Origin of the sequence: Pseudomonas sp. SORGH_AS_0199, assembly GCF_031453735.1 — a bacterium.
In the GTDB taxonomy this organism is placed as follows: Bacteria; Pseudomonadota; Gammaproteobacteria; order Pseudomonadales; family Pseudomonadaceae; genus Chryseomonas; species Chryseomonas aestiva.
Map to the genome: position 1 here is coordinate 834,867 of NZ_JAVJAE010000001.1, position 24,912 is coordinate 859,778.

At 64.5% G+C, this 24,912-nt stretch carries 25 protein-coding genes; 5 read left to right on the forward strand and 20 right to left on the reverse strand.

Annotated elements, in window-relative coordinates:
• Positions 1-316 precede the first annotated feature (316 nt).
• Together QE444_RS03935 and QE444_RS03940 are read right to left on the reverse strand one after the other, a co-directional pair.
• Positions 317-529 (reverse strand): hypothetical protein, encoded by a 213-nt coding sequence (locus tag QE444_RS03935; RefSeq protein ID WP_133860424.1) that lies wholly within the window; start codon positions 527-529, stop codon positions 317-319.
• Between the two features lie 138 nt (positions 530-667).
• On the reverse strand, positions 668-1,876 hold the full coding sequence (locus QE444_RS03940) for a methyltransferase (protein WP_309737389.1): 1,209 nt from the start codon (positions 1,874-1,876) through the stop codon (positions 668-670).
• A 288-nt stretch (positions 1,877-2,164) separates the two neighbouring features.
• Here QE444_RS03940 and QE444_RS03945 point away from each other — a divergent pair, with 288 nt between their 5' ends.
• The gene (locus QE444_RS03945; RefSeq protein WP_133860426.1) at positions 2,165-3,028 is read left to right on the forward strand and encodes an oxaloacetate decarboxylase; all 864 of its coding nucleotides are present in this window, start codon (positions 2,165-2,167) and stop codon (positions 3,026-3,028) included.
• A 3-nt stretch (positions 3,029-3,031) separates the two neighbouring features.
• Here QE444_RS03945 and QE444_RS03950 read toward each other — a convergent pair whose 3' ends face one another.
• From QE444_RS03950 to QE444_RS04030, 17 genes are all read right to left on the reverse strand, one after another.
• On the reverse strand, positions 3,032-4,231 hold the full coding sequence (locus QE444_RS03950) for a glycosyltransferase family 4 protein (RefSeq protein WP_309737390.1): 1,200 nt from the start codon (positions 4,229-4,231) through the stop codon (positions 3,032-3,034).
• Between the two features lie 45 nt (positions 4,232-4,276).
• Positions 4,277-4,594: a hypothetical protein gene (locus QE444_RS03955; protein ID WP_133860428.1), complete on the reverse strand. Its 318-nt coding sequence runs from the start codon at positions 4,592-4,594 to the stop codon at positions 4,277-4,279.
• A gap of 37 nt (positions 4,595-4,631) precedes the next feature.
• On the reverse strand, positions 4,632-5,720 hold the full coding sequence (locus QE444_RS03960; protein WP_309737391.1) for a glycosyltransferase family 1 protein: 1,089 nt from the start codon (positions 5,718-5,720) through the stop codon (positions 4,632-4,634).
• A 31-nt stretch (positions 5,721-5,751) separates the two neighbouring features.
• Positions 5,752-6,999, reverse strand: coding sequence for a glycosyltransferase family 4 protein (locus QE444_RS03965; RefSeq protein ID WP_133860430.1), 1,248 nt, complete (start codon positions 6,997-6,999; stop codon positions 5,752-5,754).
• Positions 6,996-7,994, reverse strand: coding sequence for a glycosyltransferase (locus QE444_RS03970; RefSeq protein WP_282284339.1), 999 nt, complete (start codon positions 7,992-7,994; stop codon positions 6,996-6,998). The genes QE444_RS03965 and QE444_RS03970 overlap by 4 nt, the downstream gene beginning before the upstream one ends.
• A gap of 35 nt (positions 7,995-8,029) precedes the next feature.
• Positions 8,030-8,560 carry a transcription/translation regulatory transformer protein RfaH gene (rfaH, locus tag QE444_RS03975; protein ID WP_133860432.1) on the reverse strand — a complete coding sequence of 177 codons (531 nt, stop codon included), beginning with the start codon at positions 8,558-8,560 and terminating at the stop codon, positions 8,030-8,032.
• A 47-nt stretch (positions 8,561-8,607) separates the two neighbouring features.
• Positions 8,608-10,821, reverse strand: coding sequence for a polysaccharide biosynthesis tyrosine autokinase (locus QE444_RS03980; RefSeq protein WP_158889728.1), 2,214 nt, complete (start codon positions 10,819-10,821; stop codon positions 8,608-8,610).
• 57 nt (positions 10,822-10,878) lie between these two features.
• Positions 10,879-11,814, reverse strand: a complete 936-nt coding sequence (locus QE444_RS03985; protein WP_133860434.1) for a glycosyltransferase — start codon at positions 11,812-11,814, stop codon at positions 10,879-10,881.
• A 1-nt stretch (position 11,815) separates the two neighbouring features.
• Positions 11,816-13,351, reverse strand: coding sequence for an oligosaccharide flippase family protein (locus tag QE444_RS03990; protein WP_309737392.1), 1,536 nt, complete (start codon positions 13,349-13,351; stop codon positions 11,816-11,818).
• A 19-nt stretch (positions 13,352-13,370) separates the two neighbouring features.
• Complete coding sequence (locus QE444_RS03995; protein WP_133860436.1) at positions 13,371-14,543, reverse strand: DegT/DnrJ/EryC1/StrS aminotransferase family protein; 1,173 nt, start codon at positions 14,541-14,543, stop codon at positions 13,371-13,373.
• 44 nt (positions 14,544-14,587) lie between these two features.
• The gene (locus tag QE444_RS04000) at positions 14,588-15,967 is read right to left on the reverse strand and encodes a pyridine nucleotide-disulfide oxidoreductase (RefSeq protein WP_280309853.1); all 1,380 of its coding nucleotides are present in this window, start codon (positions 15,965-15,967) and stop codon (positions 14,588-14,590) included.
• A 963-nt stretch (positions 15,968-16,930) separates the two neighbouring features.
• Positions 16,931-17,635 (reverse strand): HAD family hydrolase, encoded by a 705-nt coding sequence (locus tag QE444_RS04005; RefSeq protein ID WP_187980888.1) that lies wholly within the window; start codon positions 17,633-17,635, stop codon positions 16,931-16,933.
• Positions 17,632-18,525: a tyrosine recombinase XerC gene (gene xerC, locus QE444_RS04010; RefSeq protein ID WP_133860439.1), complete on the reverse strand. Its 894-nt coding sequence runs from the start codon at positions 18,523-18,525 to the stop codon at positions 17,632-17,634. The genes QE444_RS04005 and xerC overlap by 4 nt, the downstream gene beginning before the upstream one ends.
• 15 nt (positions 18,526-18,540) lie before the next feature.
• Positions 18,541-19,227, reverse strand: coding sequence for a DUF484 family protein (locus QE444_RS04015; protein ID WP_007161381.1), 687 nt, complete (start codon positions 19,225-19,227; stop codon positions 18,541-18,543).
• On the reverse strand, positions 19,224-20,054 hold the full coding sequence (gene dapF / locus QE444_RS04020; protein ID WP_309737393.1) for a diaminopimelate epimerase: 831 nt from the start codon (positions 20,052-20,054) through the stop codon (positions 19,224-19,226). Before dapF ends, QE444_RS04015 begins: the two co-directional genes overlap by 4 nt.
• Positions 20,055-20,064: 10 nt before the next feature.
• The gene (lysA, locus tag QE444_RS04025; RefSeq protein ID WP_309737394.1) at positions 20,065-21,312 is read right to left on the reverse strand and encodes a diaminopimelate decarboxylase; all 1,248 of its coding nucleotides are present in this window, start codon (positions 21,310-21,312) and stop codon (positions 20,065-20,067) included.
• A 9-nt stretch (positions 21,313-21,321) separates the two neighbouring features.
• Positions 21,322-21,447 carry an LPS translocon maturation chaperone LptM gene (locus QE444_RS04030; protein ID WP_007161378.1) on the reverse strand — a complete coding sequence of 42 codons (126 nt, stop codon included), beginning with the start codon at positions 21,445-21,447 and terminating at the stop codon, positions 21,322-21,324.
• Between the two features lie 169 nt (positions 21,448-21,616).
• Between QE444_RS04030 and cyaY the strand changes: the two genes are divergently transcribed.
• Together cyaY and rnk are read left to right on the forward strand one after the other, a co-directional pair.
• Positions 21,617-21,946 (forward strand): iron donor protein CyaY, encoded by a 330-nt coding sequence (gene cyaY, locus QE444_RS04035; protein WP_309737395.1) that lies wholly within the window; start codon positions 21,617-21,619, stop codon positions 21,944-21,946.
• Positions 21,947-22,297: 351 nt separating this feature from the next.
• Positions 22,298-22,681: a nucleoside diphosphate kinase regulator gene (rnk, locus tag QE444_RS04040; protein ID WP_007161376.1), complete on the forward strand. Its 384-nt coding sequence runs from the start codon at positions 22,298-22,300 to the stop codon at positions 22,679-22,681.
• Here rnk and QE444_RS04045 read toward each other — a convergent pair.
• Positions 22,678-22,956: a hypothetical protein gene (locus tag QE444_RS04045; RefSeq protein WP_187980891.1), complete on the reverse strand. Its 279-nt coding sequence runs from the start codon at positions 22,954-22,956 to the stop codon at positions 22,678-22,680. The two genes, rnk and QE444_RS04045, sit on opposite strands and share 4 nt — an antisense overlap.
• Positions 22,957-23,011: 55 nt before the next feature.
• On the opposite strand from QE444_RS04045, the gene QE444_RS04050 reads away from it, so the two are divergent.
• Both QE444_RS04050 and QE444_RS04055 read left to right on the forward strand, forming a co-directional pair.
• Positions 23,012-23,995 (forward strand): magnesium transporter CorA family protein, encoded by a 984-nt coding sequence (locus tag QE444_RS04050; RefSeq protein WP_133860443.1) that lies wholly within the window; start codon positions 23,012-23,014, stop codon positions 23,993-23,995.
• A 36-nt stretch (positions 23,996-24,031) separates the two neighbouring features.
• Entirely contained in the window at positions 24,032-24,907 is an 876-nt protein-coding gene (locus QE444_RS04055; protein ID WP_309737396.1) for an NAD(P)-dependent oxidoreductase, read from the forward strand.
• The last annotated feature ends 5 nt before the right edge of the window (positions 24,908-24,912 follow it).

The following is a 24,912-nucleotide window of genomic DNA, read 5'->3' on the forward strand; positions in this document are numbered from 1 at the left end:
ATTAAGAGGTTCACACGGTAGAAAGGCCGGACGACGCTGTCGAGTTGCCCCAAATCAGGGCAAATAGCACGCCAGTCGGTCTGCGACGGGGGGAGGGAAGTGAAGAAGGGCGGAGTGCGTCACAACGCGGGCGGACGGCTGGCACACTTCTCTCGCATCAGGGTGCGATGAGTGGCTTGCCCGGGCAGCGGGAGAGGGTAAAACGTTCCGTCGGACTTTAATGTGGGATGCGGAAGTTGTGAGCTGGTTCGCCAAACAATGAGACAGCCAGACCGGTCAAGTCGGGTGTAGGCCAGTCCCTGGCCTGAAACGCGCCTCAATGGCGATGGTGGGACTGAAAACTCAGGGGGGAATTGACGGGGAGGCTGGAGATCTTGGAATGCCAGGCTGAGTTTCTCGTGTTGTCGTGCGAGAACAGCAGGAACGACCAGCTGACAAGGAGGGAGGCCACCGCAAGCCAGGGCAGCTGGGCTTGGGCGAAGACGAGGCAACCGGCAACGCCGGTCCAAACGGGCAGGTAGTAGCGCATTTTTGTTATTCCTGCTTTTTTTGCGAGATTGCAACCTAACTATTGTGCAGACTTTGTGAGAAGTCCATCACCAAAAGGTATTTTTTACACTCCTCCGCTCAGATTCCGACAAACGTGCAGGGTAGAGCGGCTGTAGGCCTATACCAAGCGGCGTTTTTCCGCGGTCAGCAGCAGGTTTCGCGGTGTCAGACTGGCGGGACAGAAGGTCCCCAACCTCACACTGTAACCTTGCTCCTGTAGGAACAGCGCCTGGTCCAGCACCAGCCAGAGCTCCAGAGGACGCCGAAACAGACCGGGCAGCAGTTCGAGATTACGAACTTCTGCCAGCCGCTGGAAGCCCCGGTGTTCCCAGAGGGGCCAGTCGATCCCGGTGGGCAGCCGCAATCCCTTGCGCCGCGCCAGTTCCGCACCGAAGGCCGAGAAGGGCTGGCGCAGCCAGTGGCTGGGCAGCGGCGGCGTACTCAGATAGGTATCGCAGCCCCTGATCTCGCGCTGCAGGAGATCGAATCCCAGCCGGCGGGCCATGGACAGGTCTCTGTCCCGCCGCACCCGCTGCCCGCCGGTGACGGTTTCACAGAGGGCCAGGCGCAGGGCTTCCCGGTCCAGCCGCAGCGCCGAGGCCTTGGCCGGCACCGACAGCGGACCATATGCCGCGGCGGCGATGCGGTCATAGCAGCAGGGCGCCAGGGCCAGCTGCTGGCAGCCACGTTCCGCGGCCACCCTGAGCAGTTGGACGTGCAGGTCGCCGCAGGCGTGCAGGGCGACGGGGGTGTCGCGACTGCCGAGCGGTGCTCCTGCCAGCGGCTGGAGCACATCGGCCTGATAATGGTGCACCGGGGTTCGAGCCCGGTGGCTGAGCCGTTCGCCTTCCTCGACGAGAGCCGCATCGACCTCCAGGCAGAAGGCCGGCGCACCCTGATGGGTCAGGTGCCTGGCGAGGTGGCCCTTGCCCGCACACCAGTCGACCCAGCGCTGTACGGGTTGCTGAAAGTCCAGCGTGCGGGCGAAGGCTTCTATCTGCAGCCATTTGCGTCCGGGCACGTCGACTTCCTGCCTGCCAGGCCGATCGCGACCGGGCTGCGCCTGGCGCTCCTCGACCTGACCCAGCGCCAGCGAGGTGGCGGCCAGCGAGCGGAAGGGTTCAGGTGCTTCCAGCAGCTGGGGAGTATTATGGGCCGCCTCGGCCGCTTCCAGACTGCGGGCCCGCAGCCAGCGGGCCAGATCCGGATGGCTCGATTCCCAGGCCAGTTCGCGTTCGACGAAGGGTCTGGGCCGCCACAGGTGCTGATGCCGGGTCAGAAAGAGATCCAGGGCGGTGAAGCGGTCTAGCAAGTCGGCGGCAAGCATGATGGCATTAGGCAATGACGGGATTGGCAGGAAGGCAGGGTCTGGCCACTATTGTCACTTCGCCCAGGCAGACTTGGGTATCGAAATTTCCGGCGCCCGGCTGCGCCAGCTGAGCCTTGCTCGACGACATTCGGACCCTGGCTTCCGGTAGCTGAAGCGCGCTAGGCCGAGCGGTGACCGTGAGTCAGCTTGATGAATCGATTTATCTCAAAGCCGGACATCTGGTCGTGTCACCACTACTTGTCGCGCTAACATTGTCTGTTCGGTATATCCCAGAAGGAAAATCCTATGAAGCCAACCTCCCCGCACAAGCTGCGTCTAGCGTTCAGATCCCTGCTGAAATCGGACAGTTGCTACCACACGGCGTCCGTCTTCGATCCCATGTCGGCGCGCATCGCCAATGATCTCGGTTTCGAAATGGGCATCCTCGGCGGGTCGGTGGCTTCCCTGCAGGTGCTGGCCGCGCCGGACTTCGCCCTGATCACCCTGAGCGAGTTCGTCGAGCAGGCCACGCGCATCGGTCGGGTCGCCCGGCTGCCCATCATCGCCGACGCCGATCATGGCTACGGCAATGCGCTGAATGTGATGCGCACCATCACCGAGCTCGAACGCGCCGGGGTGGCTGCCCTGACCATCGAGGACACCGTGCTGCCGGCCGGCTATGGCCGCAAGTCCACCGACCTGGTGAGCGTCGAAGAAGGCATCGGCAAGATCAAGGGCGCGCTGGAAGCCCGTATCGACGAAGCCCTGAGCATCTTTGCCCGGACCAATGCCACCGAATTGAGCACCGCGGAAGTCATCTCCCGCACCAAGGCCTACGAGGCCGCAGGCGCGGACGGTATCTGCATGGTCGGCATTCGCGATTTCGCGCACCTGGAAGAGATCACCCAGCACCTGAGCGTGCCGGTGATGCTGGTGACCTACGGCAATCCCCAGTTGCGTGACAACGCCCGCCTGGCCAAGGCCGGGGTGCGGGTCGTGGTGAACGGGCATGCCGCCTACTTCGCGGCGATCAAGGCGACCTATGATTGCCTCAGGGAGCAGCGCGACATCACCGCGTCGGACCTGTCCGCGTCGGAACTCTCCACCAAGTACTCGACACTGCAGGAGTATCGAGTCTGGGCGCGGGAATTCATGGACGTGAAGGAGTAACCATCAGGCCGTGCTCAGCGAACTCGGCTGCAGGCCCTTGCTGGGAAAGGGCGTCACGATGTCCAGATCCAGATCGGCGGGCAGGTGCAGGGCGGCGACCCGGGCTTCGACGAAGGCGCGCATTTCCTGACGGAAGCGCTTGGTGGCGAAGCGCTCGGCATTCTGCCGGCACGCCTGCTGGCTGATCGGTGTTTCCAGGGCCTCGAACTGGCGCACGGCGGCGCATAGCGAGGCAGCGGTCTGCTCCGGATAGAAGACGCCGGTCGGCTGTTGCGTATCCAGGCCGCGCACGGTTTCCAAGACGCCACCCCGGCCATAGGCGATGACGGGGGTACCGCAGGCCTGGGCTTCGATGGGGGTGATGCCGAAATCTTCCTCGGCGGCAAAGACGAAGGCCCGCGCCCGGCGCATGTGATCCAGCAGGCATTCGAAATCCTGGTAGCCCAGCATGGTGACGTTGGGGCCGGCGACTTCCTTGGCCTTCTCGAATTCGGGGCCGGCGCCGATCACCACCAGCTTCTTGTCGGGCATCGAGCTGAAGGCTTCGACGATCATGGGCATGCGCTTGTAGGGCACCATGCGCGAGGCCGTGAGATAGAAGTCCTCCTTGCCGCCGCTGGGCGTGAAGCGACTGATGTCGACCGGCGGATAGATGACCTTGGCTTCGCGGCGATAGGCCTTGCTGATGCGCCGGGCGATGAAGTGGGAATTGGCGACGAAGGCGTCCACGCCAGCGGCGGTGCGCTGATCCCAGATGCGGACGTAGTGCAGGATGACGCGCGCCAGCTTGCCCTTGAGGCCACGGTCGAGACCGGCTTCCTTGAGGTACTGGTGCTGCAGGTCCCAGGCGTAGCGGATGGGCGAGTGGACGTAGCTGATGTGCAGCTGGTCCGGACCGGTCAGGACGCCCTTGGCCACCGCATGGCTGCTGGAAATGATCAGGTCGTAGCCGGACAGGTCGAGTTGCTCGATGGCGTGCGGCATCAGCGGCAGGTAGGTCTGATAGCGCTTCTTGGCCTGAGGCAGGCGCTGGATGAAGGTGGTGGTCGCCTGCTTGCCCTGCAATTGCGCCCGATCCTCGTCCGAGAGGAAGTCGATCACGCTGAACAGGTCCGCCTCCGGCCAGATGTCGAGCAGTTCGGCAAGCACGCGTTCGGCGCCAGCAAAGGTTACCAACCAATCGTGAACGATGGCGATTTTCATGTCGTCTTCCTTAAGCGTGAAATGAAATCAAGTGCTGGTGCTGATTCATGGAGTGCGGGTCTTTCTGGTCACTGCATATCCCCAGGGCAGCCGGGTGATCTCGATGCTGTCCGAAGGGCTGTCGAGCTCGTGCAACTTGATGGTTGGGCTTTGTGCAAAGACGGTGTCTGTTGCAGGCGTTTCGCAAGCAGCGGCGTTATCCGGACATTCCGCGGTCGCTGCCGCGGTGTCGTCCGAGCCGCCTTGCAGTAGGTGGCATTCAGCGACCTGAAGGACGCGCCCGGACGTTCTCGTGTCGTTGTCGAGCGTCAGGGGTACCGAGGAGCGGCTCTGGCCTGCCATGGCGTTGCTTGTCTCTTCCATGAGTTCTTGATCGCTGAATTATTGTTCCGTGGTCGTTTCAGGCGGCCCTGGCCGTGGTCTTCGAGGAGCTCGCCAGGGCGCTGTCCAGCAGGTCGGAGACCTTGCTGGCCGAGGTCTGCCAGTTGAAGCGCTGGATGTTGGCCAGGCCCTTGGCGCGGAGCGCCTCCCTGAGCGGTGCGTCCTGCAGGATGGTGCGCATCGCCTGGGTGATGCTGGCCGTCTCGTAGGGGTCGAAATAGAGGACGCTGTCCTGCAGCACTTCCGGCATGGAGGCGGTATTGGCCGAGATCACCGGGCAGCCGCAGGCCTGGGCTTCGAGGGGCGGGATGCCGAACCCCTCGTAGAGCGACGGAAAGACGAAGGCGGTGGCCTGGCGATACTGGCGCGCCAGTTCGGCATCGTCGATGCGGCCGAGCAGCTTGACCCGCGGATCCCTGGCGGCCAGGGTCGCCAGATCGCTCTGGCCGAACACGGCGTGGCTGTCGCCGACGATACGCAATTCGACCTTGAGGTCCCGCGGCAGGGCGGCGAAGGCTTCCAGCATCCGCGAGAAGTTCTTGTGGTAGCTGGGCGAGGACACCGCCAGCAGATAGGGGGTATCGGCGCTGTCGAGCCGCGGCGCCAGGGTGAAGGCGTCGGCGACGGCATTGGGTACGACCGTGATCGAGTCGCTCGGGTAGCGATAGAAGCGCGAGATCTCGTCCCGGGAGAATTCACTCACGGTGATCAGGGCATTCGAGCGCTTGAGCAGCATGGGGATCAGGCAGCGGTACGAGGTGCGGAATTTCCACGAGTAACTCTCGGGAAAGCGCACGTAGTTGATGTCGTGGTGGGTGGCGATCTGGTTGGTATAGAGCAGCGGCGCCGTGCTGCACAGCGACAGCAGCAGGGGGCTGCCCTGGCTCTTCAGCCAGTTCGGCAGGTCCCATTGCTCCCAGCGCTGGCCCTGGCGGGTGCCGATGATCTCGATGTTCAGCCGCTTGGCCACGTCGGGCCTGACGACGCCGGGCGGCGCGACGAAGCGCAGGTCGGATCGCAGCTTCGCCAGCTCCAGCGAGATGCATTCCGCGAAGCGCTGGACGCCGCGAAGATCCTGGGTGATGAAGCGGGAATTGACGATGATCATGATTCTGCCCGTTGCCGTGACCTGGGGTGGATCAGTTGGAAAGCTGTGTGTGAGGTACGTGAAGCTGCTTGGCGGAGCCGTGTTGCGCCTTGCCCAGGACGTCTTCGAAGAGCGCCAGGTACTGGTCGAGCATGGTGTCCATGCTCAGCAGGTCGGCCACCGCGGTGCGACTCAGCAGACTCAGTCGCTTGCGCAGCTCGGCATCGTCATGCAGGCACTGCAGGGCGCGGCCCAGGGAGTCGCGGTCGTCAGGGTTGCAGAGCAGGCCGTTGACGCCATCGCGGACGATCTCCGGCAGCCCGCCCATGCGGCTGGCGATGACCGGCTTCTGGAAGGCGCAGGCCTCGACGGCGACCATGCCGAAGGGCTCGGCCCACAGCGACGGCGCGACGAAGACGTCGATGTTCTGGTAGAAGGCCTCGGGCTTCTGGTAGCCGACGAAGCTAACCTTTTGCGGATCGGCCATGGCCTTGAGCTGGGTTTCGTAATCCAGCTGGCCCTTGCCGGCGATGGTCAGGGTCGCGTTGAGCGACAGCCGCTGGAACTGCTCGATCAGCCAGCCCACGCCCTTGTTCTCCGACAGGGTGCCCATGTAGCCGAAGCGGACGACGCCGTCCGGCCTGGGGGTCGCGGTCTCGGCATTGCTGCCGGCGATCAGGCTGGCGTTATGGATGACCTGGCGCGGAACGCCGCCGAAGTAGCCCTTGTTGACGATGGTATCCAGCAGGTAGCGACTGACGCCGACGACGGCATCCACCTTGGCGGACTGCTCGGCGTGGGGCCGGCGCAGGGCCGCGCAGCTGCCACAGAGTTTCTGGCAGCTCTGGCCCTTCTTGAACAGGGTGTTCTTCGGGCACAGCAGGTACATGTCGTGCAGCACCTGCACGATGGGGACGCCGCTGGCGCGGATCTCGTCCCAGGCCGCGACCGACCAGCCGGACAGGTTGTGGCACACCACCAGGTCCGGCTTTTCCTGTTGCAGTACCTGGCGCAGGGGCGCCCGCATCGCGCTGTTGTACTGGTCGCGAAAGTGCCAGCCGAAGCGCGCCAGCGGACCGGGGCGCTGCTGGGTCAGGGGCCAGTAGAAATTCTTCAGCCCGGCGCGATAGACGCGCACGTCGTTCACCGTCTCCTGCCGCACACCCTGCTCGGGACCGGTCACCAGCACGGCCACGTCGTGACCGCGCTGCTGGAAGCCTTCCACGCTGCGTTGCAGGATGAGCTCCGCGCCACCGCCCACATGGGGCGGATAGAAGCTGTTGAGAAAGAGCAGTTTCATAGCGGATAGCTGCGGTTTATCCCCAGCGCGCCGGTTTCGCCGTCCTGGACCGCCTGCCGGATCAGTGCCAGGCGCTGACGGCTCTTGTCGTCACGGGCGAACCACTTGAGCAGGGTGTGGAAGACGTAGCGGTTGAGGCTGTACATCGGCCGGGAGCTGGCCCAGACGTTCTTGTCGAACCAGGCCTGGTTGCGCGCGGCGTAGTAGGCACGGAAGTCCGAGCCGGCCTGCAGGTAGTTCTGGTAGACGTTGCTGGTGCCTTCCTTGATGTTCCAGGAGTGCTCCAGTTCTTCGAGTTCCGCCTCGGTGACCATGAACAGCTTTCCGCCGGCCTGGGTGATGCGATAGGTGTACTCGGTGTCGTCGGAGTAGAGCACCAGCTCGCGCAGGGGCAGGCCGATGCGCTCGTAGAGGCTGCGGTGGGCGAGCATGCCGCCATAGGGGGCGAAGGGCAGCTCGACCAGGGCTTCCGGCTGACCACCGCGCGGACGGCCCCAGGGCAGGCGGCGCCAGATCTTGTAGGGGATGCGGGCCACGTGGAAGCCGAAGTAGCTCGAACGCGGCTGGGTGATCATCCGGGTCGGGATGCACTGGGCGATATCGGCCTGCTGGGTCGGCCGGTAGCCGAGCACGGCGACCTTGTCGCGACCGTGGACGGCGCCGAGTTCGTCGAGGCGACGGTGCAGCACGTCGAGGGCATCGCCCAGGGGCGCGTTGTCGTCGTCCATCATCCAGATATGGGTGGTATCGGTGGCCAGGGCGGCTTCCAGGGCCACGGCATAGCCGTTGGCGGAACCGGTGTTCTCGCTCAGGTTGATCACCTTGACCTGACCGGGCCAGCGGGTTTCGAGGCTATCCAGCGACACCGTGGCCGCATTGCTCACCACGACGACCTGGTGAATGGTGCGTTCGGCCAGGGCGCGGGTGACCAGCTGCTCCAGATAGCCGAGGCGATTGCCGTAGGTGACGGTAACGACCGTGGTCTTGCATTGCATGAACAGATTCCTCCAAAGGGCCTTACAGTTCTTGGTCAGGCGCGCAGCCGCTGGTTGACGGTGGCGACTGCCGACAGTTGATCAAGAGCGACGCTGACCCGTTGTTCGCGTTGCAGGATGCGCAGCAGGATGATGGCCCGCTCGTTGCCATCGGCACTCAGGAACACGGCGTCCATTTCCAGCTCCTGGCTGTACTGCACCCGCACGGTCTCACCGGGCTGATGGCTGGGTGCAGGTTCCGCCAGCGCGGCGAGGCGCTGGCGGATGTCGTCGATGATGCCTTCGCTCACGGCCGTCGGCTGGGTGCCGAAGCTGACGATCCGATTGACGCCGCGCGTCGAGCGGATGGGGTACCAGTTGTCGTTCACGTCGTTGAGCTGAATGAACAGATACCCCGGGAACAGCGACTCGCTGCCGCTCGCGCGACTTCTGCCGGAGGCCTTGCGCTCGCGCTGGGGCCGGAAGCAGACGTAACCCTGTCTGCTCAGGTTTTCTTCGGCGCGGACTTCCTGATTGGGCTTGGTCTGCACCAGATACCAGTGACCGGCGGGATGGGCGAGCGTCATGGGCGAGTTCCTTCTCTAGGGGCAGTCAGGTGCGGCGGAGCGGCGTATCAGGTACGGGGGCCGTATTCGTAGTAGCCGTAGACGCCATCGTCTTCCATGGACGTCGAGGCCTTGCGCTGCACGCCGTTGAGGATGGCGCCCTTGATGGTGATGCCGTTCTGGGCGAAGCGACGACGGGAGTTCTCCACCGCCTTGAGGGTGCTCTGACCGAAACGGGTGACCAGCAGGGTGGTGCCGGCGAGGCGACCCACCAGGGCGGCATCGGTCACCGCCAGGATCGGCGGGGTATCGATGATCACCAGGTCGTAGAGGCTGCCCACTTCGTCCAGCAGACGGGAGAAGTTGGCGTGCATCAGCAGCTCCGAGGGGTTCGGCGCGGCCTGGCCACAGCTGATGATGTCCAGTTGGGCGATACCGCTCGGCACGATGGTTTCACGCAGCTTGCTGCGACCGGTCAGCAGCTCGGACAGGCCGGCTTGCGGTTGCAGGCCGAACACGCGATGCAGATAGCCCTTGCGCATGTCGGCGTCGATCAGCAGCACGCGCTGACCCGACTGGGCGACCACGGTGGCGAGGTTGCTGGAGACGAAGGATTTGCCGACGCCCGGGGTCGGGCTGGAAATCATGATCACCCGGTTCTTGGCTTCCAGCATGGCGAAGTGCAGGCTGGATCTCAGGCTGCGCAGGGATTCCACCGCCAGGTTGGCCGGTTGCACCACGCTCAGCAGGTTGGGTTCGCCGGTACGGGTCTTCTTCTTCAGGCGACGATTCAGGCGCTCCTGGTCCTTGGTGAAGGGCAGGGTGGAATAGACCGGCAGGCCAATCTGTTCGACGGTGTCGGGATTCTCGATGCCCTTCTGGAAGGCCTGGCGGACGAAGACCACCACCACGGAGGTCACCAGACCCAGCAGCAGCGACAGGATCAGCGCGATCTTGCGATTGGTGGCCGGCTCGTCGAGGTTGACGTCGGCGTTGTCGACCAGGCGCACGTTGCCGATGGTGCCGGCGCGGATGATGTCCTGTTCCTGGGCCTGGTTCAGCAGCAGCTGATAGGTCTGGTTGGTGACCTTCATGTCGCGGTTCAGGCGCAGCAGTTCCTGCTGGGTGCTGGGCAGGGCTTCCACCTTGCGCTGCAGGCTGCGTTTTTCCACTTCCAGCTGGGCAAGCTGGTTCAGCAGGGTCTTGTAGCTGGGGTGATCGCGGGTATAGAGGCGATCGTATTCGGCCTGCTTGAGCTTGAGCTGGGAGATGGAGGTGTCGAGGGTGACGATCTTGTCCAGGACGGCCTTGGTTTCCAGGCTGATGTCCACGGAGCGGCTGTTGGTCTGATAGCTGTTCAGGGCCGCTTCGGCGCTTTCCAGATCCTTGCGCACCGCCGGCAGCTGGCCGCGCAGGAAGTCCAGGCGCTGGGCGGCTTCCGCCGAGCTGCGCTCGACGTTCTGCATGACGTACAGGCGGCTGATCTCGGACAGGACGCTCTTGGCCAGGTCGGGATTCTCGTCCGCCAGGGACAGGTAGATGATCCCCGACTCCTTGCCGGCTTCGCTGGTCTTGATGCGATTCTGATAGAGCTGCGCGGTGGTGATGACGCGATTGCGGGTCACCTTGAATTCGGTGCCGGGGCGCGCGGTCAGGGTCTTGATCTGCATGCGATAGCCGTTACCGGCGGCCATCTGGCCGACCTGGCCGTCGAGCAGCGGCTGCTTGTCCTTGTCCAGCAGGCGATAGCGGCCGTTGCTGCCGGCGACCACCGTCAGGGTCTCGCCGTACATGTCGTCCGGGACGTCGAACTGGAAGACGTCGATCTGCTCGCCGCCCCAGGCGAAGCCGCGCAGTTGCGGCCAGCTGTCCGCCAGCTGACCCGGCTTCTCGGCTTCGTAGTGGCGCCACAGGTAGTGGCCGATCAGCGGGAAGAAGCGCGGCTTGGCCTCGATGTCCAGGCGCAGATTCTCCACGGTCTTGGTCAGCACCGCGCGCGACTTCAGCAGCTCGATCTCGGCCACGGCCGGCGAGGCCGAATTGGGTCGCACCACGGTCTCGGCAACCGCCGTGAGCGCATTCTTCTTGGGTTCGATCTGGATCATCGCCCCGGCGACGTACTGCGGGGTGGACAGCACGGCGTAGGCGATACCCACGGCCAGAAAGCCCGCGGTGATGCCCGCGATCAGCTTCTTGTGGTCAAGAAGCGTGAGGGCCATCGTCTTGAGATCCAGATGTTGTTCTTCGTGTTGTTCGAACGAAGAGCGCTGCATGACGGTCATTGGGGTCCCTTCCTTTTAGCTGGATACCTGGCAGCCGGAAAACTGCTCTGTGTAAGTTCAGTAGGTGACGCGTTTGGGGGCGAAGCGTCGGCCGATGTTGAGGGTGATGTTGCTTACCGCCCGTAGAAGCGCCTTGACCTTCTGCGTCGGTGGAATCGAAGACAGCGAAAGACTCAGGACCTGGCGCAGGAAAAAGACATGCAGGTCGCGCTCGCCCAGCCGGTAGTAGTAGTTGGCCAGGCAGTACTGGGTGTGGAGATCCATCTGCAGGCGCTTCTGGCTGGCACGCATGGAAAAGATCCCGCCCTCGTGCACGCGGTAGGCGGCGGGGCGGATCTCGTCCATGAACTTGCCCTTGCCGTGGGCACCGAGCAGCGACCACCAGACGATGTCCATGAGCGCAGCGGTTTCCAGCTCCGGCGGCAGTTCCCGCAGGACATTGCGGAAGCAGGCGGTCAGGGTGGACAGCGGCAGCGCCTTCTTCAGGTCGGTTTCGCTGCGGTCGTAGTGATCCTGGCCACCGAACCGCTGCGGATTGACGATCCCCTTGCTGTTGAAGGCATAGGACGCATGGAAGGTCAGGGCGTAGTCCCGGTTGTTCTCCAGGAAGTCCACCTGCAGCTGCAGCTTGCGCGGATCGTTCCAGTAGTCGTCGCCTTCGCAGTAGGCGATGTAGTCGCCGCGGGCGTGCTGGAACACCGGCATGCCATAGGGCTTGCCCTGGCTGTACTGGTTTTCCTTTTGCAGGATCAGGCGGATCAGCCGGGGATAGCGACTCTCGTAGTCCTTGAGAATTTCCCGGGTGCCATCGGTCGAGGCGTCGTCGTTGACGATGATCTCGAAAGGAAAATCGGTCTGCTGGCGCAGGAAGCCGTCGATGGCCTGGCCGATGTACTCGCGATGGTTGAAGGTCAGGCAGACGATGCTGGCGACCGGCCGACTGCAATTCGTCGGCCAGTTCTTCATGATCTCTGCTTCGGTCCGAGCGTCCATGTCAGATACCTGCTTTGTAGAGTTGGGAAAACAGGCGCGAGCGGGTCTGTTTCGGAGAACAGAGCACGTAGCTCAGCGCCATCAGCACCAGGGTCAGGCCACCGCCCAGGGCGAGGGTGGCCAGGATGGCGAACCGCTCCTGCGGTTGAATCTCTTGGTACAGCAGCTTGCTCAGGCCCACGCCGATGGCGGTCACCACCACGGCCACCAGCAGGTCCTGGTTCCAGTAGCGCTGCAGATTCGGCGCGAAGCGGCCGTGGACGATCATCGGCCAGATCACGAAGGGGATCAGGCGCATGAAGAACCAGGCCAGCGCTGCGCCATAGGCGCCGTAGTGCAGGACCACCAGGATCACGATGGGCACCGAGATGGCCGCGGATACCAGGCTGTACCAGACGTGCAGGCGCAACTTGCCGTAGGCGTACTGCAGATAGAACTGGAACTGGCTCAGGGCGAGCAGCGCCGAGCCCAGGGCGTACCAGAACAGGATCGGCTCGCTCCAGTGGGCGGAGACCTTGTCGCCGGTCCAGGCAAAGACCAGCGCCTCGCCATGGAAGGCCACCATGGCCGCCAGCGGCAGCAGGATGGCGAAGGCGAAGCGCGCCGCGTTGCGATAGAGCCGTTCCAGTTCGAGCGGTTTGTCCTGGGACACCAGCACCGTCATGCGCGGCAGCAGGGCCTGTACCAGCGGGTTGGTCAGGGTGACGATGCCGGTGGAGATCAGCGCCACCAGGCTGAAGTAGCCGTACTCGGCCAGGGGCAGCGCCTTGGACAGCACCAGCTTGTCGAGCTGGGTCAGGGCGATCCACAGGATCGAGGTGAAGGACATGCTCAGGGCGAAGGGCACGATGGGCTTGACCCGCTGCCAGTCGAAGCCGCTCCACCAGGTGGGGTTGGGCAGCAGGCGATAGGCCTTGAGCGCATAGACCAGCATCTCGAACACGGCGACGAAGGCCTGGAACACGAAGAAGTCCAGCGGCTCCTGGGAAATCCACATCACCAGGATCAGGCCGCCGAAGTAGCGGACGGTGGCGATCAGCACATTGACCAGATTCAGCCAGCCGTGCAGCTCGACCCCCTGGACGCCGCTCTTGTACAGCGTCGACAGCAGGCGGAAGGCGATCATCAGCCCCATCAGGCCGATGCAGTGGGCCACGGTCTCGGTGGGCAGCCCCTGGACGTTGAGCCAGTGACCCGCCATCCACTCCGAGTTCAGCTCGATGGCGACAAAGGCCAGGGTCGCCAGGGGGATGAAGATGAATTCCAGCGAGCGCAGCAGCTGGCCGCGGGTGCGCCCGGCGCTGGCCTGGCCACGGCCATGGGCGACATCGCGCACCAGGGACGCGGAAATGCCGACGTCGAGGAGTTGCAGCCAGGTCTGCAGCACGGCGAAGAAGCCGATCAGACCATAGGTTTCGGCACCCAGATGACCGAGATACATCGGCTGGATCAAGATGCCGATCAGCAGCGCATAGGCTTGGCCGGCATAGTTGATCAGGGTGTTGCGCAACACCGACACTTTCGCGGGACTGGTCATGGGAGATAGCGGGCCAGGGTCAAGTTAGAGCAGGAGAGGAGTCGCCGGGAAAATCCCAGCTCGGCAGCAGCTGTGCCGGGGTGATGAGTGCCCGCAGGGATTCCATGCTGGTCTTTTTCTGCTGCGCGAGGAGCAGGGTGTCGATCAGCAGGTCTTGGGTCGCCTGCGGCAGGTCCGGGTAGAGTGGCACGCAGAGGATGCGGTGACTCAGCTTGCGCGAGACCGGCTTGATCGCCTGGGGCTGCAGGTAGTCCAGGGTTTCCAGCGACGGATAGAAGTAGCGGCGCGGATTGATGCCGACGGCGTTCAGCGCCTTCTTGGTATCCAGCAGACTCGGCTCGTCGCGCAGGGCCACCGGGAAGTAGCTGTAGTTCAGCTGGGTGCCGTAGGTGGGCCGCTGCAGGTCGAAGGCGCCTTGCAGGCGTCTCTCATAGTGCTGACCGATGACGGCGCGGCGGGCCAGGATGTCTTCCAGCTCGTCGAGGATGCACAGCCCCATGGCCGCGGAGACCTCGTTGAGCTTGGCGTTGATGCCCACGCCTTCGATGCGTTCAGCATCGACGATGCCGAAGTTGATCATGCGGCGGACGCGCTCGGCGAGCTCGTCGTCTTCGGTGATGATCGCGCCGCCTTCAATGGTGTGGAACAGCTTGGTGGCGTGGAAGCTTACGGTGGTGATGTCGCCCCACTGCAGGACCGAGCGGCCTTCGAACAGGGTGCCGAAGGCATGGGCGCCGTCGTAGACGACCTTCAGGCCGTGGCGGTTGGCGACCTGCTGCAGGCCGCGCACATCGCAGGGATTGCCGAACACGTGGGTGGCGACGATGGCCGAGGTGTCGTGCTCGATGGCGGCTTCGACGTTGGCCGGATCCAGGTTCCAGGTTTCCGGATGGATGTCGGCGAACACCGGCCGGATCCCCTCCCAGTGCAGGGTGCTGGTGGTGGCGACGAAGCTGAACGGCGTGGTGATGGCGCTACCGGTCAGGCCCAGGGCGCGATAGGCGACCTGCAGGGCCAGGGTACCGTTGTTGACCAGGATGATGTTTCTGACGCCCAGATAGTCGCGCAGACGCTCTTCGAGCTGAGCGTGCAGAGGGCCCTGGTTGGTGATCCAGTTGTTGGCGTAGATCTTGTCGATATACGCCTTGAAGCGTTCCTTATCGCCAAGGTAGGGCTTGGTCACATTGATCATGATCCGGTACCTGCTTATCGAGTCCTTGATACGTGTCGGTTCGGTCAAGCGTGTTCGGCGACCGGACTGGCCGGTTGCCGGAAGGCGGCGCCGGGCTTGTCCAGACGTTCCAGAACCGACTCCAGGGCCTCGCGACTGGCATCGTTGTGGAACTGCCAGACCCCGTAGATGCGTCCGGAAAAGGACGCCTCGCTCCCCAGGCGGGGATCCACTGCCAATCCCGAGCCCAGGCCGAACAGGTGCAGGCCCTTGAGGCGCTGGCCGTGCTGGTCCAGTGGGCTGCCGGCGGCATCGGAGTCCAGCCCGCCGCGCAGGGTGCGCAGGGTCAGCGGACGGCCGTCCTGGCAGCGCAGCTCGGGCACGACGGGCTGGTAACCCATGCCCTGCACCAGCAAGGCGGCGCTGTCGAACAGCGTCTGGGCGTTGGCCAGTTGTTCGGCGCTGCCATCCAGTTGCAGCGTCTTGACCTTGACCGGGGTACCGCCGATGCCCTGACCGGCAAGGACCTGGCGGCCGATCTCGTGGGCGCGGTAGCGCAGTCCGCCGGAGCGGTTGACCCGCTTGGAGATGGGGCAGATGTCCTGCAGCGGGTCGAAGGGGTAGCCGGCGGCCAGGGCTTCGGCGGCGGTCTCGTAGAACAGCCGGATCGGTGAGCGATGGACCAGGGTCAGTTCGCGCAGACCATCGTGGTGCAGGGCGCTGGCCAGGTTGTCGAGGGCGGAGAAGGCGCTGTGAGAACCCCCGACCACGCAGATCGGACCGCCATCCTTGAGACGAGCCCGATAGCGCTGGCGCAGTGCTTCGGGTTGCAGTCGCAGCAGATTGTCGGAGCTGTCGATCGAGGCACTCTGGGGCAGCTGCAGGCCCATGGCCTGGATGCTTTCTTCGAAGCTGTGGCGGGTCTGCTTGCCGCCCAGGTTCAGCACCAGGCTGGAGGTGCGGACGCGGCGGATGGCGCCGGCCTGTTCCAGCCAGACGACATAGCTCGAACCTTCGCAGGTCACTTCGGTGATGCGGGTCTGGCGCCAGGTGGGGATGCCGTACTGGCGTTCGAGCCAGGGCAGGACCAGGCCGGCGGCCTGCTGGAAGAGCTGGCCGACGATGGGCAGCGCCGGTGCTTCCTGGGAATTCAGCTTGAGGTGGCGAAAGGTCGGGGATGCTTGCAGCGGGGCCAGGATGGGCGCCAGCAGCGGATCGCGCAGGCAGTCCAGAAAGACGTCGCTCACCGAGTTGGCGATGATCTGATAGTCACCCAGCTTGCCGGCACCGAGTTCGGTCCCGGCATCGACGATGATGGTGCCGGCCTGGGCAAGTTGCTCCAGAGCACCGCGCTTGATGGCATTGAACAGGAATCCCAGGCCTGCCGGACCGGCACCGCCAATTAGACATCCTAATGTCGATTCCGATAGATCATTCCTTGCCATCGGGGCATCCTCTCTGTGCGCCTTCAAGGCGCAATTAACGTGATTGAAACTGGCTTTCACAGTGCCCGGCAGTCAGCAAAAAATGCAGCGGATCGTTTTAATCTTTATTGACTTAATGACCGTCTGATGAATGTCGGTCAGTACCTGTTTTAACCCTTGCCAATAATTAATCCGCCCGTGTCGGCAGCAGAAGTAAGAGAACTTGCTCGAAGCTGTCTGCCAAGCACTTTCCAAACTAAACAGGGCCAGGCCGTCGATGACGGGGGCAGGCCGAAGTTGGCCTGGCTGAGCCACTTGCCGGCCTGCTGTGGGCAGGGTTGAAGTTGCCTGGGTAAAAAGAATTAAGTCCCGCTCGGGTGACATCCCTGTAGTCCTGCAGGTGCTCGCTGGCACGGTGATCGTCCCCTTCTGTCCAGCACCGGGCATGGCTACCGCACAGGTTTGCCGTGACTTGGGTGGTAACCAGTCCGCTTGGGACATGGCTACCGCACGGGTTTGCACCTGGACGGGATGAACAGAGGGTTATTTACCGATATCAAGACCTGACAATGTTTGAGCAGGAACTTGAGAAGCCATCGGCGAGACGCAGAGGAGGGGGGAGGTAATGCTGTCTTCCCTGACCTGAACGGCGGCTGGTTCAGCGCGCAATCCCAGCGCTACTTCGAACTTGTCGCAATGATTGTCAAAAGGGTTAGCACTGTCAACGCGAGGTCCGGAGGGGAAATCCGGCCAGCGAGACGGCTATCGGCGCTGTTGTTATCAAGGAATCGGCGGCCAAATGAGGTGTGCTTGGCAAAAAATCGCCCAGCCCCGCGGCTTTTGGTGAAGGGGGTCGCAAAGCTTCTGCTGTCGAGGTCGATAAGTGTGACGAATATTTTGGCGATTGGTTAACAAAACCCAGGGGCCTAGTAGACGACCGGCGAGCACGAAAAATCAGCCGTTCAGCATTTGGTATTACTGACTTTACGGCCGGCCTGACCAACCTTCCAACAGGGAGGGAAGTTCGCTCAGACTGCGGATCTCCGCATCCGGCTTGCCAGGACCCTGCCAGGGGTTCTGCAAGGGGTTGAACCAGACGGCGCGGATACCGGCGCGCTGGGCGCCGGCGACATCGTCCACGGGGTTGTCGCCCACGTGCACGGTGGCGTCGGCCGCGATGCCGGTGAGACGCAGGGCCTCGCGGAAAGGCGTGGGGTCGGGTTTGCCGACGCCCAGCTGCTCGGCATTCAGGGCAAAGCGGAAATAGTCGGCCAGGCCGATGGTCTGCACATCCGCATTGCCATTGGTCAGCACCCCCAGGGTATAGCGATCGGCGAGGCGCTCCAGGGTGGGGTGGACGTCGTCGAACAGGGTGACCTGCTGACGAGCGGCCAGATAGACCGCGAAGCCCGCCTCGGCCAGCTGGGCAGCCTCGGGCTCGACATAGCCGGCATCGAGCAGCGCCTGATGGATGACCCGGCGGCGCATCTCGCTGACCCGGTGCTTGAGACCGGCGTCCTGCTGCAGCAGGTGATCGCGGATCGCCCAGAGATGCTCGACCGGAACGCTGCCCAGCCGCGGTGCGGAGGCGGCGAACCAGTCACGCAGAAGGGCTTCGGCGGAATGGATGACCGGCGCGATTTCCCAGAGGGTATCGTCGAGGTCGAAGGTCACGAGGCGAATCGTCATCGGCTGGCCTTGCGCTTGGCGCGGGGGTGCGCCTTGTCATAGACCTCGGCGAGCTGGCCGAAGTCCAGGTGGGTGTAGATCTGGGTGGTGGCGATGTCGGCGTGGCCGAGCAATTCCTGCACCGCGCGCAGATCGCCGGAGGCGCTGAGCATGTGGCTGGCGAAGCTGTGCCTGAGCATGTGCGGATGCAGGTGCTGACCCAGTTCGCGCACGCCGGCCTCGCGCACCCGCAACTGTACCGCGCGGGGCGTCAGGCGCAGGCCGCGCTGGCCGATGAACAGGGCGTCGTCGCGCGGTGCGGCCTGCAGTCGGACCTTGAGCCAGGCCTCCAGGGCGTCCCGGGCCTTGCTGCCGATGGGCAGCACCCGCTCCTTGTTCCCCTTGCCGCGCACCTGGACCAGCCCCTGGGCCAGATCCACGTCCGCGAGATCCAGTCCGACCAGCTCGGAGAGGCGCAGTCCGGAGCTGTAGAAGAGCTCCAGCAGCGCCTGATCACGCAGGCCGAGGAAGTCGTCCTCCACGGCGCCATCGAGCAGCTGCATGGAGCGGTCGACGTCGAGCACCTTGGGCAGGGCCTTCTGTGCCTTGGGGGGCGTGAGTCCATGGGCCGGATCCTGGCTGCAGTGGCCTTCGCGGATCAGGTAGAGATAGAAGCCGCGGCAGGCCGACAGCAGCCGCGCCAGGCTGCGACTGGAGGCGCCGGCCCGGTGCAGCTGGGCGATCAGGGCGCGCAGGCGGCGACTGTCCAGGCCGCCCCAGTCGCTCAGGCCTTCGGCTTCGACGAAGGTCAGCAGCTTGCGCAGGTCGCGCCGGTAGCCGTCAAGCGTGTGGGGCGAAACCTGACGCTCCAGCCGCAGGTGGTCGAGATAGGCATCGAGCTGGACCTGCATGCTCCGCTCCCGGGCTCAGCGCACCGTACGCAAGGGGACGGGAAAGCGCGGCAGTACCCGCGCCAGGACTTCCGCCACGTGGCTCAGGAACAGCGTGCCCAGGCTACTGCGATAGTGCTGGGGATCGGGGCTGCCGATCGCCAGGACGCCATGCAGACCCTGATGGGAGAGAGCGGCGACAGCCGCGGAGCCGACCTCTTCCTTGGCCGAATCGCCGAACAAAAAGGCCAGTTCGTGGGCGCGCAGGACACCGCTGGTGGTCTTCTCGCCGCCCAGCAGGCCGCCGATCACCTTTTGTGCTTCGGCGGGCGTGACGCTGCGGCCGACCGGCAGGGGATGCTCGTGGAACAGGATGAGGCCGACGTAGGGCACCTTGAATTCATGGCGCAGGCTGTCCTCGACGGTGCCTATCACCTCTTCGAGGCTGTTGGCGTCGAGCAGGCCGATGATCAGCCGCCGGGTCTTGTCGAACAGCCGGTCGTTGTCCCGCGCCACGTCCATCAGGTGGGTGAGGCGGTGGCGCATCTCGCCATTGCGATCGCGCAGCAGACCCAGTTGCCGCTCGACCAGGGAGATGGCGGTGCCCCGCTGGTGGGGGACGCGCATCTCCGCCAGCAGCTCTTCGCGATCGGCGAAGAAGTGCGGATGATCCAGCAGCCAGTCGGCGACTTGGTCCGCAGTCAGTTCGGGGGTGTCGCTCATACTCTTACCTGGCCTTCGTAGACACGGGTGGCCGGACCGGTCATGAGCACCGATTGACCGACGCCGTCCCACTCGATGTTGAGCAGACCGCCCGGCAATTCGATGCTGACCGGCGATTTCAGCCAGCCCTGGCGGATCCCGGCCACGGCGGCGGCGCAGGCGCCGGTGCCGCAGGCACGGGTTTCGCCGACGCCCCGTTCCCAGACCCGCAGGCGGGCGCGCTGGGCGTCGATGATCTGCAGGAAGCCGATGTTGGCCTTTTGCGGAAAGCGCGGATGGCACTCCAGCTTGGGACCGAGGGTGAGCACCGGTGCCTGGTCGACGTCGGCGACCCGCAGCACGCCATGGGGATTGCCCATGGAGACCACCGCCAGCTCGACCGTCTCGCCCTCGACCTGGATGGCATGACTCAGCATCTCCGCCTCGGCGATGAAGGGAATCTCGGCTGCCTGCAGGCGCGGTGCCCCCATGTCGACGCGCACCATGCCATCGCCCTTGAGGTGCAACTCGATGATGCCGTTCTTGGTTTCGACGCGGATCTGCTTCTTGACCGTCAGGCGCTTGTCGAAGACGAAGCGGGCGAAGCAGCGGGCACCATTGCCACACTGTTCGACCTCGGAGCCATCGGCGTTGAAGATGCGATAGCGAAAGTCCACGTCCGGGGTGCTGGGGGTCTCGACGATCAGCAGCTGGTCGAAGCCGACACCGGTCTTGCGGTCACCCCACAGACGAACGTGCTTGGGCTGGATGTGCGCGTGCTGGCTGATCAGGTCGAGGACCATGAAGTCGTTGCCCAGACCGTGCATCTTGGTGAAGCGCAGTTGCATGGAACTCCCCTCAGGCCGGCAGCCGGCTCTCGCCTGCGAAGAGTTCTTCCAGCGTCTCGCGCCGACGGACCAGGTGCGCCTGGTCGCCATCCACCATCACCTCGGCCGCACGGCCACGGGTGTTGTAGTTGGAACTCATGGTGAAGCCATAGGCCCCGGCGGAGCGGATGGCCAGCAGATCGCCTTCGGCCAGGACCAGCTCGCGGTCCTTGGCGAGGAAGTCGCCGGTCTCGCAGATGGGACCGACCAGGTCGTAGCGGCGGGCGTCGCCCTGGCGCGCGGTCACCGGCTCCACCGCCATCCAGGCCTGGTACAGCGCCGGACGGATGAGGTCGTTCATCGCCGCGTCGACGATGGCGAAATCCTTGTGGGCGGTGTGCTTGAGGTATTCCACGCGGGTCAGCAGGATGCCGGCGTTGGCGACGATGAAGCGGCCGGGTTCGAACACCAGGGTCAGGTTGCGCCCGACGATGCGTTCGCGGATGGCCTGGATGTAGTCGCCGGCCAGCGGCGGCTGCTCGTCGCGATAGCGCACGCCCAGGCCACCACCGAGGTCCAGGTGGCGCAGGACGATACCGCGCTCGGCGAGGCGATCGATCAGCGCCAGCAGGCGGTCGAGGGCATCGAGGAAGGGCGGCAGGGTGGTGAGCTGGGAGCCGATGTGGCAATCCACCCCGAGAATCTGCAGATTCGGCAGCTCGGCGGCGCGGGCGTAGACCGCCTCGGCGTCGGCGATGTCGATGCCGAACTTGTTTTCCTTGAGACCGGTGGAGATGTAGGGGTGGGTACCGGCGTCGACATCGGGATTGACCCGCAACGAGATCGGCGCGACCACACCCAGCTCCGCGGCCACCTGTTGCAGCCGTTCCAGCTCGTCGGTGGATTCGACGTTGAAGCAGTGCACGCCCACTTCCAGGGCGCGGCGCATGTCGTCACGGGTCTTGCCGACCCCGGAGAACACCACCCGGCGCGGATCGCCACCGGCGGCCAGGACGCGTTCCAGTTCGCCACGGGAAACGATGTCGAAGCCGGCGCCGAGGCGGGCCAGGACATTGAGCACGCCGAGGTTGGAGTTGGCCTTGACCGCAAAGCAGACCAGGTGCGGCAGACCGGCCAGCGCATCGGTATAGGCACGGTACTGCCCCTCGATGTGCGCTCGCGAATAGACGTAGGCGGGGGTGCCGAATTCCTGCGCCACAGCGCTCAGGGCTACCCCTTCCGCATGCAGTTCACCTGCACGGACAGCGAAGACTTCCATGGTGGCTCCCTAGAACACGTCGTGGCGGTGTTCTTTGGCGGCTTTCTGGTCGTCGGGCAGGTACAGCGGGCCTTTCTGACCGCAGCCGGCCAGCAGGCAGGCGCAGGCGATGAAGAGGAGAGACAGGCGCTTCATGACGCTAAACCTTTATTCAGGCGAATATTGCCCGGAGTATAACGGGGTTGAGCGACTCTTTGACACGCCCGGATGGCTGAAGCGCAGCTGCCGGCAACAGCCGCGACTGGACGCCATCTGGGCGGCCCGCTACCGTGCGGCGATTGTTTCCCTTCTTTCGAGGATCGTCATGAGCCGGCTCAGCGAAGCGCAATTCCATCACCTCGTCGACCAGACCCAGCGCCAGGTCGAAGACGCCTATGACGACAGCGGGCTGGACCTCGATCTGGAAAATGCCGGTGGCGTGCTGACGATCAAGTTCGACAACGGCAGCCAGGTCATTCTCAGCCGCCAGCCCCCGCTGGTGCAGCTCTGGGTGGCGGCGCGATCGGGTGGCTATCACTTCGACTGGGATGGCCAGAGCTGGATCTGCGACACCTCGTCCGAGACCCTCGGTGCGCTGCTGGTGCGGGTGACCCTGGAGCAGACCGGCGAGAGCGTTGCTTTGCCCAGGCTCTGACGACCTGCGGTCGGTGCGGCTTGACCGCTGCCAAGACCCCTGTGCTAGCGTGACCTAAGAGCCTGTTCAAAGTCTGCTGCGCGTCGGCCAAACGGCGTTGAAAATGTCCTGGGTCGCCAGCCCGGTCGGAATGCTCATTTACTACTCGTAAACTGCGCTTCCTCGGCCATTTTCGCCTTGTTTGTCGCTAGCTCGCGAGCCTTTGAACAGGCTCTATCGGCGCCTTTCGAGCGCCGTTTTCTTTTGCCGCCCCTGTCGCGGCTTCTCACTGGGCGTCCGTTGCCCGTCATCCCGTTGGTCCGTCGCTGCTCGCGGCAGGGGCCGCGTCGTCTTGTCCTCCAGGAGTCCGCCATGCGCCATGCATCGCCCATTACCGTTTCCGCCGTCGATCTGCCCCGTCTCGAAAGGCTGCTCGACGCCCTGCCCGAATTCGGGCCCGTGGCCGAGGCCCTGGACGAGGAACTGGCCCAGGCGCGGGTAGTGGCGCCCGAGGAGATCGGTGCGGTGGTCACCATGAATTCGCGGGTGCGTTGCCGCGAGACCGATACCGGCAAGGAGTACCAGGTGGTGCTGGTCTATCCGGAGGACGCTGGTGGCGAGGGACGGGTCTCGGTGCTGGCGCCGGCCGGCAGCGCGCTGCTCGGCGCGACGCCCGGCGAGCACCTCAGCTGGCCGGTACCCGGCGGCAAGGAGCAGCAGGTGGAACTGCTGGCGCTGGAGCCGGCCGAGGCCTAGTCGTCCGCGACCTCGGGCAGTTCCGGTAGAGCCCGTAGCAGGCGCTCGTAGTGGGCGCCGTCGAAGGGGCGATCGGCGTCGAGCATGGCGGCGATCTCGTAGGACAGCGCCTGGGCCATCAGCAGCACGGCCTCTTCGCGCTCGTAGCCGACCAGGGTCAGCTTGTTGAGCACGGCCTGGACATAATCCGGCTGGCCAGCGGCGAGCTGGTTCTCCACCGCTTCGATCAGATGGGAGGACACGAAGGATTCTTCGTCATCGGCGTGGTCAATCATGTCTGGATACCTTTTGTTACAGTGCGACCCCTGATTCTGGCCTGGAGTCTTCTCGATGATCACCTGCTATCGCCTGTCCGCCGACGAGCTGGTCGCGCAGCCCTTGTCGCCGGGAGACCCGCTGCCCGCGGATCTGCTCTGGGTCGATCTGCTCGATCCCAGTGAGGCGGAAGAGCGCTATCTGGAGCAGGCACTGGCGATGGACATCCCCACCCGGGAAGAAATCGCCGAGATCGAGGAATCCTCGCGACTCTATCAGACCGACCAGGCCCTGCACCTGACCACCACCGTGGTCAGCGGCTTCAGCGAGCATCAGCCGCAGGCCTCGGTGGTCAATTTCGTGCTGACGCCCGAGTGGCTGGTGACGGTGCGCTACGCCGAACTGGCCGCCTTCAAGACCTTTCTCGGCAAGGCCCAGCAGCAGGCGAGCCAGCACTGCCGCAGCGATGTCATCTTCGCCTCGCTGCTGGACAGCCTGGTGGACCGCGTGGCCGACATCCTCGAATCGGTACAGGCGCATCTCAATCGCCTGGCCAAGGCGGTGTTTCGCGAACCCCTGGACCCCCATCAGGCCAAGCAGCCGAAGACCGACCTGCAATCCATCGTCAAGCAGCTCGGTCGCAGCAACCAGCTGCTGGCCCAGCTCAGCGAGAGTCTGCTGGGAATCAATCGCATCGTCTCCTACCTGCGGCGCGCGGGTGCCACCTGGATCTCCGGCACGGCCAAGACCTGGTTCAAGACGCTGGAACGCGACGTCCGCTCGCTGAGCGATTACCAGGCCAAGATGAACGGCGAGATCGGCTTTCTGCTCGACGCCACCCTGGGCCTGATCAGCGTGGAGCAGAACAACATCGTCAAGGTGTTCACCATCGCCTCGGTGCTGTTCCTGCCACCGACCCTGGTGGGCACCATCTACGGCATGAACTTCAAGGTCATGCCGGAGCTGGACTGGCATTTCGGCTATCCGCTGGCGCTGGGCGCCATGGTGGTCTCGGCGCTGATTCCCTATGCCTGGTTCAAGTTTCGCCGCTGGCTGTAGCCGGCGGCATCCATCGCACCTCGAGGAGGCAAAGCTATGCGTATCGGATTCATCGGTCTGGGTGGCATGGGCCAGGGCATGGCCGCCAATCTGCTCAAGGCGGGCCATGAGGTGGTGGTCTGGAATCGCTCCTCGGAGCCGGTCCAGGCGCTGGTCGGGCAGGGTGCCCGCGCGGCAGCGACGCCGGCGGACGCCTTCGACGTGGAGGTGGTCTTCAGCATCCTGGCCAATGACGCCGCTACCCGCGAGGTGATCCTCGACAGCGGCGCCCTGCAGCAGGCACGGGCCGGACTGGTCCACGTCAGCATGGCCACCCTGTCGGTGGCCCTGGTCGACGAACTGGTCGCGCGCCATGCCGAGGCGGGCGTGGGTTATGTGGCGGCGCCGGTGTTCGGGCGCACCGACGTGGCCGCCAGTGGCCAACTCAACATCGTGGTGGCGGGCGAGCCCGAAGCGATCCAGCGCGTCCAACCACTGCTCGACGTCCTGGGGCGCAAGACCTGGCCGGTGGGCACGGAGCCGCGGCAGGCCAATGTGGTCAAGATCGCCGGCAACTTTATGATCGCCAGCGCCATCGAGACCATGGGCGAAAGTACCGCCCTGGCGCGCAGCTATGGCGTAGAGCCCGCGGCGCTGCTGGATATCCTCACCAGCACCCTGTTCGCCGCGCCGGTGTACCAGAACTACGGCCGCCTGCTGACCGAGCGAAAGTTCTCGCCGGCGGCCTTCAAGCTCAGCCTGGGACTCAAGGACGTCGGCCTGGCCCTGGCGGCCGGTCAGGAAAAGGCGGTACCGCTACCCTTCGCTAGCGTCCTGAGAGACAACTTGCTGGAGGCCGTTGCCCAAGGCGAGGGCGATCTGGACTGGATCGCGCTGGGACAGAGGTCGCACAAGAAGGCCGGGCTCGACTGAGCGCC